The following is a 15,947-nucleotide window of genomic DNA, read 5'->3' on the forward strand; positions in this document are numbered from 1 at the left end:
CTTATCCCCAGCCGTGCCAATGTCATAGCAACGAAAAGGGCGTCCCAGACTGAACCTTTTGGGATGACTGCTCGGCTGACGCCTCGGCGGGAATCGACCAGATGCCGCCGCCAAGGAATCCGGCCAAACCAACAACTTCCAGATCACCGGAGGGCAATTCACGGCGACGTGGATCGCTCAAACGGTCAGTATTCAGATTGCGGTTGCTATTCGTCATGCATACGGTCTCCGACCTATCAAATGCCTATCAAACACAGCGATTTACTGACATCGTTGATTTAACAACGAAAGCGGTTACTCATCTTTATACTAACGATGACAGATGACGAAAATGTGTCTTACGGGTTGATAAGCATGAAAAGCCTTTTGCTGTGGGAACAGAAAACGAAAAAACCCGTCATAAGACGGGTTTAGCTGGCTGTCTGGCGTATTACCGGCAGAGCGTTATCGCAGGCAAGCACTCTTAGCGACGGTCGAGGATTTCGAAGCAATAACTGTGAGAGTTTTGCTCATCGGCATCATGGAATTCACTGAACGTCGATACCCACTCATCCGGTTCGTAATCCGGGAAATGGGTATCGCCTTCTACCTCAGCGTCAATATGGGTCAGATACAGGCGGCCTGCTTGCGGCAGCATCTGCTGATAAATGCTGCCTCCGCCGATCACCATCACTTCTTCCACGTCGCCAGCGGCTGCCAGCGCCGCGTCCAGCGACGTCGCCCAGGTTACCCGGTCATCGTCGCCCGGTTGACTGCTCACCACAATGTTCAGTCGTCCCGGCAGCGGCCGCCCGATAGAGCGGAACGTATTACGCCCCATAATCACCGGTTTGTTGAGTGTGTTGCGCTTAAACCACGCCAAATCAGCTGGCAGGTGCCACGGCATGGCGTTCTCCATTCCGATCACACGATCCACTGCCAGTGCGGCAATCAAACTAATCACCATGGTAAAACCCTACAGGCTACAAAATTGGTGCCACTATACGGAAAGCCTGCCCATGCGTCGATATGATTACCGGGTCGTCACCCACTATTTAAGAGAACACTGAATGCCTTAAAAGAGCACCGAATCCTTAAACAGAAAGCCGAAGCGTTATACTCCCGGACGTTTACGATAAATCCAGATCCCCGGTAACGACAGCCCGATAGACAGTGCCCCAACGATAAAACTGGCCTTCAGGAAGTTGGTGATCAGCGTTTGCATTAACGCTTCACTGTATCCATACCGGGAAAGCTGCACGACCGAAATCATCGCCGTATAGGCTGAAATCCCGGGGAACATCGGGATCACCGCTGCGACGGTAAAGACTTTAGGGTGAGCCAGAAACCAGCGGGACCAGCGAATGCCGATAATCCCCACCATAATCGATGCCACAAAGGTCGCCAGCTCGATAGGAATACCGAAGCGAATCATCAGAAAGCGCACACTATGCCCCAGTGCGCCGAGTAGCGCGCAATACGGCAACGCCCGCATCGGTACGTTAAATACCATAGCGAACCCGACCGCTGGCACCGCCGCCAGCACCATGTCCTGAATTAACGCCCAAACCAGTTCAATCACCATCCGTGCAGCCCCCATATCACCATTGCCGTTACCACACCAATACAGGTCGACAGCGTCAGCAGGCTGGCCATCGTCCAGCGTGCCAACCCGGTGTTCACATGGCCTTTAAACATATCGGCGACCGCATTGATCAGCGGAAAACCAGGTACCAGCAACAACACGCTCGCCGCCATCGCCACGGAGGAGCTGTGTTCAAGGCCGGGCACACGCATCAGCAACCCGGATACCGACGTCGCCACAAATGCGGTAATACAGAAATTGATCAACGGATTAAGGTGCCGGGCGGTCAAAACCTGGCGAACATACATCGCCATGCCGCTGGCAATCAGCGTCACCAGAAACGCATCCCAACCGCCGCCGTTTAAACGGCTAAAACAGCCGCACGACAACGCCACGATGGTCACCATCAGCCAACGCGGGTAACGCAACGGTTTAATATGACTAAAGCGCTTTGCCACACCCGCCACATCCAGCAGTTTATGTTCTGCCATGATCACAACACGCTGCACTTCCGTCACCACATGCATGTTGATGCCTCTGTCCACATTTTTACGGGTGGATGTCAGGCAATGCCCCTGCATAATGGTGGTCAGCACTATTGCGTTAGCCGAAATCGAGCTTTCTACCGCGTCCATGCCCAGTGCCACACCAAGTCGTGACGAAAGTTGCTCGACCAACATACTTTCCGCACCATGCTGCAACAGCAGCAGTGCGCACTGAATACACAATCGGGTAATATCCCGCTGCTGTGTGGTTTCATTTACCATCTTACACTTCGTCCCCTGTCCTGAGTACAACCACTATAAGCGTGGTTTTTATAAGTTTATTAACATTTCAAATCGATGATTGATAGTGCGAAAAAATGCCACTGACGGTATTATGCCCACCTTTTTTCGTCGAATCCTTGATTGTCATACGTGATCCATCATGCTTGAAACCTCTTTATTCGTGGCGACCATCGCTGCACTGGGGATGATATCTCCCGGCCCGGACTTTTTTCTGGTGATCAAAAACGCGGTACGTTACCCACGGCTGGCCGCCATGATGACCACTGTCGGTGTTATCGCGGGTGTCGCCACCCATATGGCGTATTGTGTCGCCGGTCTGGCGGTCGTCATCACCACCACGCCCTGGCTATTCAGCCTGCTGAAATATGTCGGTGCCGCTTACCTGATCTGGCTGGGCATTCAGGCACTGTGCTCACGCGGCGGCAGTAAACTGGATTTGTCCGGCCTGACGCCACAGCGCGTTGGATTGTGGAAAGCCTTCCTCCAGGGCTATCTCTGCAACCTGCTGAACCCGAAAGCAACACTGTTTTTTCTGGCGGTATTCACCCAGGTGTTGGGGCTGAACTCCAGCATGGGGGAAAAGTTGTGGTACGCCGGGATAATCCTGGGATTGACGCTGATCTGGTGGCCGCTACTGGTTATTCTGATTCAGAGCGAACCAGTACGTCGCGGTCTGACCAAAGCGCAAAAGCTGATCGACAAACTGCTTGGTGGCGTGTTGATTACGCTGGGCATCAAAGTTGCCTTAAGCTAAATACGCCCTGATAACAGACGAAAAAAACCGACCTGATGCCACGCATCAGGCCGGTTTTATTTTTCATGATTGACCTTTCACGATTTCACGACAACGCGCCTGAACCCAGACGCGTTTTTAGCCATTATCCCTGAATACGGGCATGCATTTCCTGAACGGAAATGACCTGCTCGGTTGGGTCGGCGTTCAGCGACATCGCTGTAGCAAAACCGCCGTTCATGGTGGTGTCGTAATGCACTTTATACTGCAGCGCACTGCGGCGAATCAGTTTGGAATCTTCGATCGCCTGACGACCTGCCGTGGTATTGACGATGTAGGTGTACTCGCCATTCTTGATGCGGTCCTGAATATGTGGACGGCCTTCATGCACCTTGTTCACCAAACGCGGATTGATACCGGCTTCACCCAACACCACCGCAGTGCCGTGAGTCGCATCCAGTTCAAAACCGTGCTTGAGCAGCTTGGCCGCCAAATCCACCACGCGAGCCTTGTCACCCTCACGTACCGACAGCAACGCGCGGCCGGTTTTCTTCATCGGAGAGTTACTGCCCAGCATTGCCTTGGCGAAGGCTTCGGCAAAGGTCCGTCCCACGCCCATCACTTCACCGGTAGAACGCATTTCCGGCCCGAGGATCGGGTCCACACCTGGGAATTTATTAAACGGCAGCACCACTTCCTTAACGGAATAGTACGGCGGGATCACCTCTTTGGTGACGCCCTGCTGCGCCAGCGTTTGCCCAACCATCACACGGGCCGCCACTTTCGCCAGCGGAACCCCTGTGGCTTTGGAAACAAACGGCACGGTACGCGCCGCACGCGGGTTCACCTCAATCAGGTACACTTCGTTGTTTTTCACCGCGAACTGCACATTCATCAGGCCACGCACCGCAAGCTCGAACGCCAGTTTTTCTACCTGCTGACGCATCACATCCTGAATCTCTTTGCTCAGGGTATACGCTGGCAGCGAACAGGCCGAGTCACCGGAGTGCACACCCGCCTGCTCGATATGTTCCATGATGCCGCCAATCAATACGCGCTCACCGTCGCAGATAGCGTCCACATCCACTTCCACCGCGTCATCCAGGAAACGGTCCAGCAGTACCGGCGCATCGTTGGAAACGCTGACCGCTGTCTGGAAGTAACGACGCAAATCGATTTCGTCATACACGATTTCCATCGCCCGGCCACCCAGTACGTAAGACGGGCGCACCACCAGCGGATAGCCGATGTTAACGGCTTTTTCCACCGCCTGGTCGATGGTGCTGACCGTGGCGTTGGCCGGTTGCTTCAGGCCAAGGCGGTTGACCGCCTGCTGGAAGCGCTCACGGTCTTCCGCACGGTCAATAGCATCCGGGCTGGTGCCGATCACTGGCACACCCGCGGCCTCAAGCTGGCGCGCCAATTTCAGCGGCGTCTGTCCGCCATACTGCACGATCACGCCCTTCGGCTGCTCAATGCGCACGATCTCCAGCACGTCTTCCAACGTTACCGGCTCGAAGTAGAGGCGATCGGAAGTATCGTAATCGGTGGAGACGGTTTCCGGGTTGCAGTTGACCATAATGGTTTCATAGCCGTCTTCACGCAGCGCCAGCGCCGCATGCACACAGCAATAGTCAAACTCAATCCCCTGACCGATACGGTTGGGGCCACCACCCAGCACCATGATCTTGTCACGATCCTGATTCGGGTTGGCCTCGCACTCCTCGTCATACGTGGAGTACATGTAGGCGGTATCGGTGGCGAACTCAGCGGCACAGGTATCTACACGCTTGTAGACCGGGTGCAGATCATATTTGTAACGCAGCTTGCGGATTTCACCTTCTGATACACCGGCCAGTTTTGCCAGACGTGCATCGGCAAAACCTTTGCGTTTGAGCAAACGCAGGAATTCTTTCGTCAGGCCGTTAGCGCCTTGTTCTGCCACCTGCTCTTCCAGACGCACCAGTTCTTCAATTTGCACCAGGAACCAGCGGTCAATGTTGGTCAGGTTGAATACGCCGTCAACCGACATGCCTGCGCGGAACGCATCCGCCAGATACCAGATACGGTCGCCGCCGGCGTCTTTCAATTCGCGGCGGATTTTAGTCAGCGCTTCTGGATCGTCCAGACTCACTTTAGGATCGAAACCGGTCGCCCCGACTTCCAGACCACGCAGCGCTTTCTGCAACGACTCCTGTTGGGTACGGCCGATCGCCATCACTTCGCCCACCGATTTCATCTGCGTGGTTAGACGATCGTTAGCACCAGCGAATTTTTCGAAGTTAAAGCGCGGGATCTTGGTAACCACATAATCGATGGACGGTTCGAACGATGCCGGGGTACGCCCGCCGGTAATATCATTCATCAGTTCATCAAGCGTATAACCCACCGCCAGTTTGGCCGCGATCTTGGCGATCGGGAAACCGGTCGCTTTGGAAGCCAGCGCCGAGGAGCGGGATACACGCGGGTTCATTTCGATAACGATCAGACGCCCGGTTTTCGGATTAACCGCAAACTGCACGTTGGATCCGCCGGTTTCTACCCCGATTTCACGCAGTACCGCCATCGAGGCGTTACGCATGATTTGGTATTCTTTGTCGGTCAGGGTTTGTGCTGGTGCGACAGTGATAGAGTCACCGGTGTGGATCCCCATCGCATCAAGGTTTTCGATAGAGCAGACGATGATGCAGTTATCGTTTTTATCCCGCACCACTTCCATTTCATACTCTTTCCAGCCGATCAACGATTCGTCGATCAACAGTTCCTTGGTCGGTGACAAATCCAGACCACGGGTACAAATTTCTTCGAACTCTTCACGGTTATAAGCAATACCACCGCCCGTGCCACCCATGGTGAAAGACGGGCGAATGATGCAGGGATACCCGACATCCGCCGCCACCGCCAGCGCTTCGTCCATATTGTGGGCAATGCCGGAACGAGCGGTTTCAAGGCCGATTTTTTTCATCGCGATATCGAAACGGCGACGATCTTCCGCTTTATCGATGGCATCAGCAGTCGCGCCAATCATGGTCACGCCGAACTCTGCCAGCACCCCCTGACGTTCCAGTTCCAGCGCACAGTTCAGCGCCGTCTGACCGCCCATTGTCGGCAACACGGCATCCGGACGTTCTTTTTCGATGATTTTGCGCACCACTTCCCAGTGGATCGGTTCAATGTAGGTGGCGTCGGCCATCTCCGGGTCGGTCATAATCGTAGCCGGGTTGGAGTTCACCAGAATCACGCGGTAGCCTTCTTCACGCAGCGCCTTACACGCCTGAGCGCCGGAGTAGTCAAACTCGCACGCCTGACCGATCACGATCGGACCGGCACCGAGAATCAGGATACTTTTTATGTCTGTACGTTTTGGCATTTTTCGCTCCTGCGAACCCGTTTACTCACCGCCGCGCTGGTACTTTCGCCCTGTTCTTTTATCGCAGCGTGACTAAACGGATTCTGATTATTTGGTGTTACGGTAAGACTCAATCAGCTCGATGAAGTGATCAAACAGCGGCGCGGCATCATGTGGGCCGGGGCTGGCTTCAGGGTGCCCCTGAAAACTGAATGCCGCTTTATCGGTGCGATGAATGCCCTGCAGCGAACCATCAAACAGCGATTTGTGCGTTGCACGCAGTGTGGCGGGCAGCGACGTTTCATCTACCGCAAAGCCGTGGTTTTGCGCGGTGATCATCACACGATTACCGTCCAGATCTTTCACCGGGTGGTTGCCGCCGTGGTGACCGAACTTCATCTTGACGGTTTTCGCGCCACTGGCCAGCGCCAGCAACTGGTGGCCCAGACAAATGCCGAATACCGGAATATCGGTTTCCAGGAAGGCTTTAATCGCCTTGATGGCGTAATCGCACGGCTCCGGATCGCCAGGACCGTTGGAGAGGAAAATACCGTCCGGATTGAGTTTCAGCACATCCTCGGCCGGGGTTTGCGCCGGTACCACCGTCAGGCGGCAGCCGCGATCCACCAGCATACGCAGGATATTACGCTTCACACCGTAGTCATACGCCACCACATGATACGGCAGTTCACCCTCGGTTTTTGCCGCTGGCAGTTCGCCTTCCAGCGTCCAGCTTCCCTGCAACCAGCTATAGCTGGAGCGGGTAGTCACTTCTTTCGCCAGATCCATCCCTTTCAGGCCGGGGAACGCTTTAGCCTTTTCCAGCGCCAGCGCCGCATCCGGTGCGTCACCGGCGATAATGCAGCCATTTTGTGCGCCTTTTTCACGCAGCAGCCGCGTTAATTTGCGGGTGTCGATATCCGCAATCGCCACAATATTGTTGCGTTTGAGGTAATCAGACAGGCTTTCTTCGCTGCGGTAGTTGCTGGCAATCAGGGGTAAATCACGGATAACCAAACCCTGAGCATGAACGGCGGGAGATTCTTCATCGGCTTTGTTGGTGCCGACATTTCCGATATGGGGATAAGTAAGAGTGACAATCTGGCGGGAATAGGAAGGATCAGTGAGGATTTCTTGATAACCGGTCATTGACGTATTGAAAACGACTTCCCCCACTGCCGTTCCCTCTGCCCCAATGGCCCGACCGTGGAATTGGGTTCCGTCTTCCAGAACCAATAGCGCTGACTTAATCAAAACACCCTCCAAGGAATAAAAAATCATGTTATTTGCATATTAATTCAGATTTGATGGACTAAATCAATGCAAAAACCACCTGTAAGGCAAATTTTTGGCAAATTGCGCGCATTTTAATGATGCCCCTGACCGTTGTCTAGCCAAACCGGATTTTTTTTCACTATTTCACGGCTTCAGGCGTTAATACATCGCCATACCGGCAAAAACACACATCAACTGCGAAAAGTAAACGGTTGCCAGCACCAATGAATGAAAGAATGATTAAAATCACGCCAAAACCGGTGTAATGAATCATAAATGGCCGACACACCACAAACAAAAAGAAAGATAATCATTAAAAAAAACCAACACACACCAATATTCAAACGAAACCATTATTTATCAAATAAAACAATGGCGCTATTTTTAGCGCCATTAAAATCAACACATTAATAAAAAACCAGAGAGAAACACCTTACAAATCATCAAGCCCAAGCACATCTCTCATATCAAAAAGACCATGATTACGAGAGCTTACCCATAATGCAGACCTGACCGCGCCATTTGCGAAAGTCATCCGGCTGGAAGCCTTGTGTGTTATCTCGATACGCTCACCGATATCTGCAAACATCGCCGTGTGCTCTCCCACGATATCTCCAGCCCGAATGGTGGCAAAACCGATGCTTTTTGGCTCACGCTCACCGGTATACCCTTCACGTGCATAAACCGCACACTCTTTCAGGTCACGACCCAACGCCCCGGCGATCGCCTCGCCCATCGCCAATGCCGTGCCTGATGGCGCGTCCACTTTATGGCGGTGGTGCGCTTCTATGATTTCAATGTCCGTGTAGTCGCCCATGACTTTGGCCGCTTTTTCCAGCAGCTTGAGCAACACATTCACGCCAACGCTAAAGTTAGCGGCAAACACAATCCCAATGTCGGCGGCAGCCTGCTGAATCGCCGCTTTACCGGCGTCGTCAAAACCGGTGGTGCCGATCACCATCCCTTTGCCGTGCTGGCGACAAAACGCGAGGTGACTAAGCGTACCTTCCGGACGAGTAAAATCGATAAACACGTCGAAATCGTTCACCACCGCCTCAAGACTGCTCTGTACGGTAACATCCGTTTTCCCTGCCCCGGCCAACTCGCCCGCGTCACTACCCAGCAAAGATGAACCTTCGCATTCCAGCGCCGCACCCAGGACTACGCCTTCCATCTGCAATGCAGCCTGAATCAACTGCCGCCCCATGCGACCACCCGCTCCTGCGATGGCGACGCGGATTTGTGCATCACGCATATTCGTACTCTTTATTTGTTGATGAGTGAGAAAAGGTTCTCAGGTTAACCAGCCCAGCCAGGCGCTGCCAGCCGAAAACCCCCATAATTAGAAATTTATGACAAACCCGCGGGGATATCAGTAAAAGCTATTGTTTATGGCCACAATACCCTGCCCCTGCAGGCAGGCATGGCTTAACCAAAACATTAAGGCGCTAAAGCCAACACCTGCGCCACCCAGGCGCGAAATCCCGCGACATCCAACGCTAACGCCACCTGCGCATTAGCCGGGCGATGCAACCGATGCTGGAGATCCACTACCGTGGTACCCGCGGTATATTCTCCCTGCGTTTCCACCGCGACAAAACAGTGTTGCAGAGTAAACAGGCTGGGTTTCACCAGATAAGCAATAGCGCACAGGTCGTGCATACGCAAACCAGTCGCCATACTGCCGCTGCGATAATGGCTGAACAGGGCATGCAACATGGCACCGGTACGGTTAAGGCCCGGTAATGTGGCCAGATAATCCGGTGTCAGCACTGCCTCATTGGTCACATCCAGCCCACACATCACGATATCGATACCACTGTCGAAGACACGCGCCGCCGCCTCCGGGTCAATCGCCATATTAAATTCCGCATTCGGCGTGAAATTGCCACGCCCTGACGATCCCCCCATCATCACCAGATGTTTAATCTGTTTTTTACACTGTGGGTAAAGCGTCAACAGTAAGGCGACATTGGTCAGCGGCCCGATGGTCACAAGCGTGACAGGCTCAGGGCTACGGTTAAGGCAGTCATACATGGCCTGGGCAGCAGACGTTTCCAGCGCAGTGCCTTCATGCGCCACAAAGTCGTAGCCTTCCATGCCAGACTCACCATGAACATAGGCAGCGTCACGCAACGGACGTACCAACGGTGTCGCCGCCCCTTGCGCCACCGGCACGACTGCGTCCCAAAAATGCAGCAGTTGCAGCGCATTGCGCGTGGTTTTTTCCACGTCCACATTGCCTGCTACTGTCGTAATGAGCTTCAGATCCAGTTCAGGGGCAAACAACGCCGCCGCGATGGCAACAGCATCGTCGATGCCTGGGTCAGTATCCAGAATAATGGGGATTCGGTTCATGCGCGTTCTCCCAAAAAAATGCCAGGCGATTTTCATCGTCTGGCATCATTTTTTAACGATGAGGCGAAGGACTTACTCCACCTCACGAACGTCCATACGCAATTCTTTCGGCACTTCAAACACGATGTTCTCTGCGCGACCTTCCATCTCCATGGCCACTTCTCCCCCCATGCTTTGCAGGCGTTTAATGACTTGCTGAACCAGCACGTCCGGCGCAGAAGCCCCGGCGGTCACCCCCACACAAGCAACACCCTTTAGCCACTCTTCCTGAATATCATCCGCAGAATCAATCAAGTAAGACGGTTTACCGACACGCTGTGACAACTCGGCCAGACGATTGGAATTAGAGGAGTTTTTCGACCCAACCACCAGCACCACATTTGCCTGTGCCGCCAGGTTACGTACGGCTTCCTGACGGTTGGTGGTGGCGTAACAGATATCATCTTTGCGTGGCCCGATAATCTGCGGGAAACGCGCCCGCAGTGCATCGATAACTGCCGAGGTATCATCCACCGACAAGGTCGTCTGGGTCATGAAACAGAGATTGGTTTCATCTTTTACCTGCAGCGACCAGACATCCTCCGGCCCTTCCACCAGGTACATGCCCCCAGCCGGGTTGTTGTACTGACCCATGGTGCCTTCCACTTCTGGGTGCCCGGCGTGGCCTATCAGGATGGCTTCCGTCCCCTTACGGCTGGCACGCGCCACTTCCATATGCACTTTCGTCACCAGCGGACAAGTCGCATCAAAGACGGTCAATTCACGACTTTTGGCTTCCGCTCTCACCGCCTGCGATACGCCATGCGCGGAGAAGATCAGAATCGCGCCATCCGGCACGTCTTCGATTTGCTCGATAAAGACGGCACCGCGATCGCGCAGCCCGTCCACCACATAGCGGTTATGTACCACTTCATGACGGACGTAAATCGGCGCGCCGTACACTTCCAGCGCCCGCTCGACAATACTGATAGCGCGATCGACGCCAGCACAGAATCCACGGGGGTTAGCCAGCAAGATTTTCATGCGTTGCCTCCGTCAGAAGGGGGATGAACCTCCAGTACTTCTACGTCAAACGTGATGGTATGCCCGGCCAACGGGTGGTTGAAATCCACCGTCACCGACTCGTCAGCCACCTCACGGATAATGCCTGGCATATCATTACCAGCCATACCGCTGAACAGCATGATGGTGCCCACTTCGGGCACCCCGGTCTGCACAAAATCACGACGCAGGAAGAATTGGATCAAATCGGGATTCAACGGGCCAAAGGCAGACTCTGGCGGCAGACTGAACGTACGCTTATCGCCGACCTGCAAACCCAGCAATTGAGCTTCCAGCGCCGTAGACAGGCTACCGTCCCCCAGCCGAAACATCGCTGGTTTGCCGCTCTCACGGGTGGCTTCCGCCACGGAACCGTCTTCCAGCATCAGCGTAAAATGCACCAGCACTCCGCTGCCGTTCGTCACGAATTCCGTCATGTGTTATTTACCTTCCGCCTGCTTTTTTTGCGGAGAAGCCAAAAACCCCTCCAGCACAATCAGCAACGCTCCCACGACAATGGCGCTATCCGCCAGATTAAACGTCGGGTAATGCCAGTTATTGACGTAAAAATCCAGAAAGTCGATCACGTAACCATGTACCAACCGATCGGCCAGGTTGCCAATAGCGCCACCAATGATCATCGCATAAGCGATGTTGTTCTGCTTCTGGCTGGCACTGGAGCGAAGCATCATCGCCAGCAACGCCACAATAATCACCAGTGCTATCACCGCAAACAGCCAGCGTTGCCAGCCGCCTTTGTCTGCCAGAAAGCTAAACGCCGCGCCATAGTTATGGGCGTAGGTAAAATTGAAGAACGGCACCAGCGGTACCGACTCGCCCAGTTGGAAGTGGGTCATCACCCACTGCTTGCTGCCGAGATCGACCACCAGTACCAGTGCAGCCAGCCACAGCCAGCGCAGACCCGTTGCTCCAGTAGATTTACTCATCAGACAAACTTACGCTCTTCGCCATTGCCGCCAACATTGGTCGCACAGCGACCGCATACATCCGGATGCGCGGCATCACTGCCGATATCCGTTTCATAGTGCCAACAACGCGGGCATTTCTCCCCGTCGGCTTTAGTAAGGACAACTTTCAGTCCCGGTAATTCACTTTGCTGTGCGTCAGCCGGTGCATTCTCACCACGTTCCAGGCGCGCTTTGGAAGTTAACAAGGCAAAGTGCAACTCACCTTGCAGACTGTTGAGCTGTGCAAACAACCGCTCATCCGCATACAACGTCACGGCCGCTTCCAGTGAACCACCGATACGCTTGTCGTTACGCGCCTGCTCGATCACCTTGTTGACTTCACTGCGCACATTCAGCATGTCAGTCCAGAACGCATCGTTCATCGGTTCGCTGTCGGCCAGCCCGAATAAACCGTCATACCACTCTTCGGTAAAGACAAACTGCGCACGTTTACCCGGCAGATACCCCCAGATTTCATCGGCGGTAAACGACATAATCGGGGCCATCCAACGCACCAGCGCTTCGGCGATATGGAACAGTGCAGTCTGACAGCTACGACGCGCCACGCTGTCGTGTTTCGCGGTGTACTGGCGGTCCTTGATGATATCGAGATAGAACGACCCCATCTCAATAGAGCAGAACTGCATCAGACGCTGCACCACACGGTGGAAATCGTAGCTCTCGTAAGCCTCGACAATCTCATCCTGCGCCGCTTTGGCACAGCCTACCGCCCAACGATCCAGCACCACCATGTCTTCCGGCTTCACGCTATGCAGCGCCGGATCGAAACCATTCAGGTTAGCCAGCAGGAAACGTGCGGTGTTACGGATACGACGGTAGGCATCGGCAGAACGTTTGAGGATTTCATCAGATACCGCAATCTCGCCAGAGTAATCGGTAGAGCCGATCCACAAACGCAGAATATCCGCCCCCAATTTATCCATCACATCCTGCGGGCTGACGGTGTTGCCGATGGATTTCGACATCTTGCGGCCCTGACCGTCCACGGTGAAACCGTGGGTCAGCACCTGACGGTACGGCGCTTTGCCTTTAATTGCGGTAGAAATCATCAGTGAAGACATGAACCAGCCACGATGCTGGTCGGAGCCTTCCAGATACATATCCGCTGCGTGGCCGCCAAATTCCGGGCGAACATCCACCACAGAAGCATGCGTCGACCCTGAGTCGAACCACACATCCAGCGTATCCGGTACTTTTTCATAATCGGCCGCTTCCGCGCCCATCAGGTCTGCCGGGTTGAGATCCCACCATGCCTGAATGCCGTCCTGCTCGACACGTTTGGCTACCGCCTCAATCAGCTCTGCGGTACGAGGATGCAGTTCCTGTGTTTCTTTATGCACGAACAGCGACATCGGCACGCCCCAGGTACGCTGGCGGGAAATACACCAGTCAGGACGGTTCGCGACCATCGACTCAATGCGCGCCTGACCCCAATCCGGAATCCACTGCACGCCTTTAATTTCAGACAGCGACTGTTTACGCAAGCCGTTTTGATCCATGCTCACGAACCACTGCGGCGTAGCACGGAACAGGATCGGAGACTTGTGACGCCAGCAGCACGGGTAGCTGTGTTGCAGCTTTTCATGGTGCAACAACGCGCCGCGCTCACGCAGCAATTCAACGATCTTGTCGTTGGCTTTAAACACGAACAGACCATCCAACCCCGGGAAGGTACCCGGCAGGTAGCAGCCGTTGGGTCCGACAGGGTTAGCGATTTCTAATTGGTATTTCTGGCTGATGACATAGTCGTCCGGACCGTGACCACCGGCGGTGTGTACCGCACCGGTACCGGCATCCAGCGTGACGTGATCACCCAAAATAGCCGGGACATCGAAATCCAGGAATGGATGACGGAAACGCAGCAATTCCAGCTCGCTACCTTTGACGGTATGTCCCAGACGAGTACTAGCGTCGCTCCCGGTAACACGTTTAGCGACCGCGTCGGCCAGCCCTTCAGCAACGATGATGGCTTTGCCAGCCACCTGAATCAGCGCATAGTCGAACTCGGCATTCAGTGAAATGGCGCGGTTGGCCGGCAACGTCCAGGGGGTCGTCGTCCAGATGACCAGCGCCACATCGCCATCAACCGCATCGGCAGCCAGCCCGAACTTCGCCAGCACGGCGGCACGGTCAACCGCGTTGAACGCCACATCAATCGCCGGGGACGTTTTGTCGTAATACTCTACTTCCGCTTCCGCCAACGCGGAACCGCAGTCGGCACACCAGTGCACCGGCTTGGCACCTTTGTGCAGATGGCCGTTTTCGATGATTCGACCCAGTGCGCGAATAATGTTGGCTTCGGTTTTGAAATCCATTGTCAGGTAGGGACGATCCCAGTCACCCAACACACCCAGACGGATGAAATCTTTTTTCTGCCCGGCTACCTGCTCGGCTGCGTATTTCCGGCACTCTTCACGGAATTGTGCGGCGCTGACTTTCTCACCCGGTTTGCCCACCAGTTGTTCTACTTTCAGTTCGATTGGCAAACCATGGCAGTCCCAGCCCGGCACATACGGCGAGTCATAACCGGATAAACCTTTGGCCTTGTTAATAATGTCTTTGAGAATCTTGTTAACCGAGTGACCAATATGAATGTTGCCGTTCGCATACGGCGGGCCGTCATGAAGGATAAAGGTTTTTTTACCCTTCTTGGCGCCACGAATAATCCCGTACAAATCCTGCTCATACCAACGTTTCAGCATGTCAGGTTCGCGCTTGGCTAAATCGCCACGCATCGGGAACCCTGTTTCCGGCAAATTCAGGGTAGTTTTATAGTCACTCATTCGCTTCTCGATTTCGTTTTCGGCTAGAGAAAAATTAAACCGGTGCCTTCAACCCGAAGAACTCACGGGCGGCCACCACATCGTTGGCGATTTGCTGCTTCAGCGCATCCAGCGAAGCAAACCGCTGCTCACTACGTAATTTTTTACACATCACCACATCTATATGTCGCCCATACAGATCCAGTGTGACATCCAACAAATGCACTTCCAGTTGCTGGCGTTTATCGCCCGTGATGGTCGGACGGGTACCAATATTGGCAACACCGGGCAACGGTGCATCACCCAGTCCGTACACCTGGACGGCATAGACACCGCTTACCGGAGAAACCTGGCGTTTCAAAGGCAGGTTGGCCGTTGGAAAACCGATGGTACGCCCCAGCTCGTTGCCGTGCACCACCCGACCAGAGATACTGAACGGGTGCCCTAACAGCTCCTGCGCCAGCGTCAGGTTGTCCTGCGCCAACGCTTCACGTACGGCGGTGCTGCTCACCCGTTTGCCACTGCTGCAAAAGGTCTGCGTGCTGATCACGTCGAAATTCTGTTCGACGCCCGCTTTCTGTAATAACAGGAAATCCCCCTCGCGGCCAGCCCCGAAGCGGAAGTCATCCCCCACCACCAGAAATTTCACCCCTAGCTTTTCCACCAACAGGCTGGAAATAAAGGTACTGGCATGGTTCGCGGCAAAATGGGCGTCAAAGGTCACGCACAAGAGATAATCCACACCAGCCTGCGCCAGATACTTGACCTTATCGCGCAGCCGGGTCAACCGTGCCGGTGCTTTTTCTGCGGCAAACAGCTCCAGCGGCTGAGGCTCGAAAATCATCACCATGACCGGTAACCCACGGGCCTGACCTTCCTGCTTCAGGCGCTCAAGCAATGCCTGATGCCCGCGGTGGACACCGTCAAAGTTACCAATAGTTAGCACACAGCCGTAATGGCAGGCCTGGAGATTGTGTATACCGCGTATTAGCTGCATAACTGGCTCAAAACAGTGGAAATCGGCGGATTATACCTTGTACAGCGACCAAGGTTAACCCGCGATTCATGCCTTTTGTTGCCATGTCAGC

At 54.3% G+C, this 15,947-nt stretch carries 14 protein-coding genes; 1 reads left to right on the top strand and 13 read right to left on the bottom strand.

The window, feature by feature from the left end:
• Positions 1–22: 22 nt before the first annotated feature.
• From DZE2538_RS20530 to DZE2538_RS16780, 4 genes are all read right to left on the bottom strand, one after another.
• On the bottom strand, positions 23–217 hold the full coding sequence (locus tag DZE2538_RS20530; RefSeq protein ID WP_071601227.1) for a hypothetical protein: 195 nt from the start codon (positions 215–217) through the stop codon (positions 23–25).
• A 246-nt stretch (positions 218–463) separates the two neighbouring features.
• Positions 464–946, bottom strand: coding sequence for a type 3 dihydrofolate reductase (gene folA, locus DZE2538_RS16770; RefSeq protein WP_019843355.1), 483 nt, complete (start codon positions 944–946; stop codon positions 464–466).
• A gap of 147 nt (positions 947–1,093) precedes the next feature.
• Complete coding sequence (locus DZE2538_RS16775; RefSeq protein WP_019843354.1) at positions 1,094–1,564, bottom strand: threonine/serine exporter; 471 nt, start codon at positions 1,562–1,564, stop codon at positions 1,094–1,096.
• Positions 1,558–2,331: a threonine/serine exporter family protein gene (locus DZE2538_RS16780; RefSeq protein WP_023640794.1), complete on the bottom strand. Its 774-nt coding sequence runs from the start codon at positions 2,329–2,331 to the stop codon at positions 1,558–1,560. Before DZE2538_RS16780 ends, DZE2538_RS16775 begins: the two co-directional genes overlap by 7 nt.
• Before the next feature lie 160 nt (positions 2,332–2,491).
• On the opposite strand from DZE2538_RS16780, the gene DZE2538_RS16785 reads away from it, so the two are divergent.
• On the top strand, positions 2,492–3,106 hold the full coding sequence (locus DZE2538_RS16785; protein ID WP_019843353.1) for a LysE family translocator: 615 nt from the start codon (positions 2,492–2,494) through the stop codon (positions 3,104–3,106).
• 124 nt (positions 3,107–3,230) lie between these two features.
• Here DZE2538_RS16785 and carB read toward each other — a convergent pair whose 3' ends face one another.
• The 9 genes from carB to ribF all read right to left on the bottom strand — a co-directional run bounded on the left by carB (position 3,231) and on the right by ribF (position 15,856).
• A complete protein-coding gene (gene carB / locus DZE2538_RS16790) occupies positions 3,231–6,455 on the bottom strand; it encodes a carbamoyl-phosphate synthase large subunit (RefSeq protein ID WP_023640795.1) in 3,225 nt (1,074 codons plus the stop codon).
• An 87-nt stretch (positions 6,456–6,542) separates the two neighbouring features.
• Positions 6,543–7,688: a glutamine-hydrolyzing carbamoyl-phosphate synthase small subunit gene (carA, locus tag DZE2538_RS16795; RefSeq protein ID WP_026357735.1), complete on the bottom strand. Its 1,146-nt coding sequence runs from the start codon at positions 7,686–7,688 to the stop codon at positions 6,543–6,545.
• 454 nt (positions 7,689–8,142) lie between these two features.
• Complete coding sequence (gene dapB, locus DZE2538_RS16800; RefSeq protein WP_038916834.1) at positions 8,143–8,964, bottom strand: 4-hydroxy-tetrahydrodipicolinate reductase; 822 nt, start codon at positions 8,962–8,964, stop codon at positions 8,143–8,145.
• Positions 8,965–9,149: 185 nt separating this feature from the next.
• Positions 9,150–10,067 (bottom strand): ribonucleoside hydrolase RihC, encoded by a 918-nt coding sequence (rihC, locus tag DZE2538_RS16805; protein WP_038917213.1) that lies wholly within the window; start codon positions 10,065–10,067, stop codon positions 9,150–9,152.
• Positions 10,068–10,139: 72 nt separating this feature from the next.
• The gene (gene ispH, locus DZE2538_RS16810; protein ID WP_012886215.1) at positions 10,140–11,090 is read right to left on the bottom strand and encodes a 4-hydroxy-3-methylbut-2-enyl diphosphate reductase; all 951 of its coding nucleotides are present in this window, start codon (positions 11,088–11,090) and stop codon (positions 10,140–10,142) included.
• On the bottom strand, positions 11,087–11,545 hold the full coding sequence (fkpB, locus tag DZE2538_RS16815; RefSeq protein WP_038916835.1) for an FKBP-type peptidyl-prolyl cis-trans isomerase: 459 nt from the start codon (positions 11,543–11,545) through the stop codon (positions 11,087–11,089). The genes ispH and fkpB overlap by 4 nt, the downstream gene beginning before the upstream one ends.
• Positions 11,546–11,548: 3 nt before the next feature.
• Complete coding sequence (lspA, locus tag DZE2538_RS16820) at positions 11,549–12,055, bottom strand: signal peptidase II (RefSeq protein ID WP_038916836.1); 507 nt, start codon at positions 12,053–12,055, stop codon at positions 11,549–11,551.
• The gene (gene ileS, locus DZE2538_RS16825) at positions 12,055–14,880 is read right to left on the bottom strand and encodes an isoleucine--tRNA ligase (protein WP_038916837.1); all 2,826 of its coding nucleotides are present in this window, start codon (positions 14,878–14,880) and stop codon (positions 12,055–12,057) included. The genes lspA and ileS overlap by 1 nt, the downstream gene beginning before the upstream one ends.
• Before the next feature lie 34 nt (positions 14,881–14,914).
• Positions 14,915–15,856 (bottom strand): bifunctional riboflavin kinase/FAD synthetase, encoded by a 942-nt coding sequence (gene ribF / locus DZE2538_RS16830; RefSeq protein WP_016940648.1) that lies wholly within the window; start codon positions 15,854–15,856, stop codon positions 14,915–14,917.
• Positions 15,857–15,947 lie beyond the last annotated feature (91 nt).

The organism is Dickeya zeae NCPPB 2538, assembly GCF_000406165.1.
GTDB lineage: Bacteria > Pseudomonadota > Gammaproteobacteria > Enterobacterales > Enterobacteriaceae > Dickeya > Dickeya zeae.

Excerpts from the sequence above, each read along its gene's own strand:
- ispH (WP_012886215.1), bottom strand. The coding sequence starts at position 11,090 with ATGAAAATCTTGCTGGCTAACCCCCGTGGATTCTGTGCTGGCGTCGAT.
- fkpB (WP_038916835.1), bottom strand. The coding sequence starts at position 11,545 with ATGACGGAATTCGTGACGAACGGCAGCGGAGTGCTGGTGCATTTTACG.
- DZE2538_RS20530 (WP_071601227.1), bottom strand. The coding sequence starts at position 217 with ATGACGAATAGCAACCGCAATCTGAATACTGACCGTTTGAGCGATCCA.
- lspA (WP_038916836.1), bottom strand. The coding sequence starts at position 12,055 with ATGAGTAAATCTACTGGAGCAACGGGTCTGCGCTGGCTGTGGCTGGCT.
- DZE2538_RS16775 (WP_019843354.1), bottom strand. The coding sequence starts at position 1,564 with ATGGTGATTGAACTGGTTTGGGCGTTAATTCAGGACATGGTGCTGGCG.
- dapB (WP_038916834.1), bottom strand. The coding sequence starts at position 8,964 with ATGCGTGATGCACAAATCCGCGTCGCCATCGCAGGAGCGGGTGGTCGC.
- rihC (WP_038917213.1), bottom strand. The coding sequence starts at position 10,067 with ATGAACCGAATCCCCATTATTCTGGATACTGACCCAGGCATCGACGAT.
- DZE2538_RS16780 (WP_023640794.1), bottom strand. The coding sequence starts at position 2,331 with ATGGTAAATGAAACCACACAGCAGCGGGATATTACCCGATTGTGTATT.
- folA (WP_019843355.1), bottom strand. The coding sequence starts at position 946 with ATGGTGATTAGTTTGATTGCCGCACTGGCAGTGGATCGTGTGATCGGA.
- ileS (WP_038916837.1), bottom strand. The coding sequence starts at position 14,880 with ATGAGTGACTATAAAACTACCCTGAATTTGCCGGAAACAGGGTTCCCG.
- DZE2538_RS16785 (WP_019843353.1), top strand. The coding sequence starts at position 2,492 with ATGCTTGAAACCTCTTTATTCGTGGCGACCATCGCTGCACTGGGGATG.
- ribF (WP_016940648.1), bottom strand. The coding sequence starts at position 15,856 with ATGCAGCTAATACGCGGTATACACAATCTCCAGGCCTGCCATTACGGC.
- carB (WP_023640795.1), bottom strand. The coding sequence starts at position 6,455 with ATGCCAAAACGTACAGACATAAAAAGTATCCTGATTCTCGGTGCCGGT.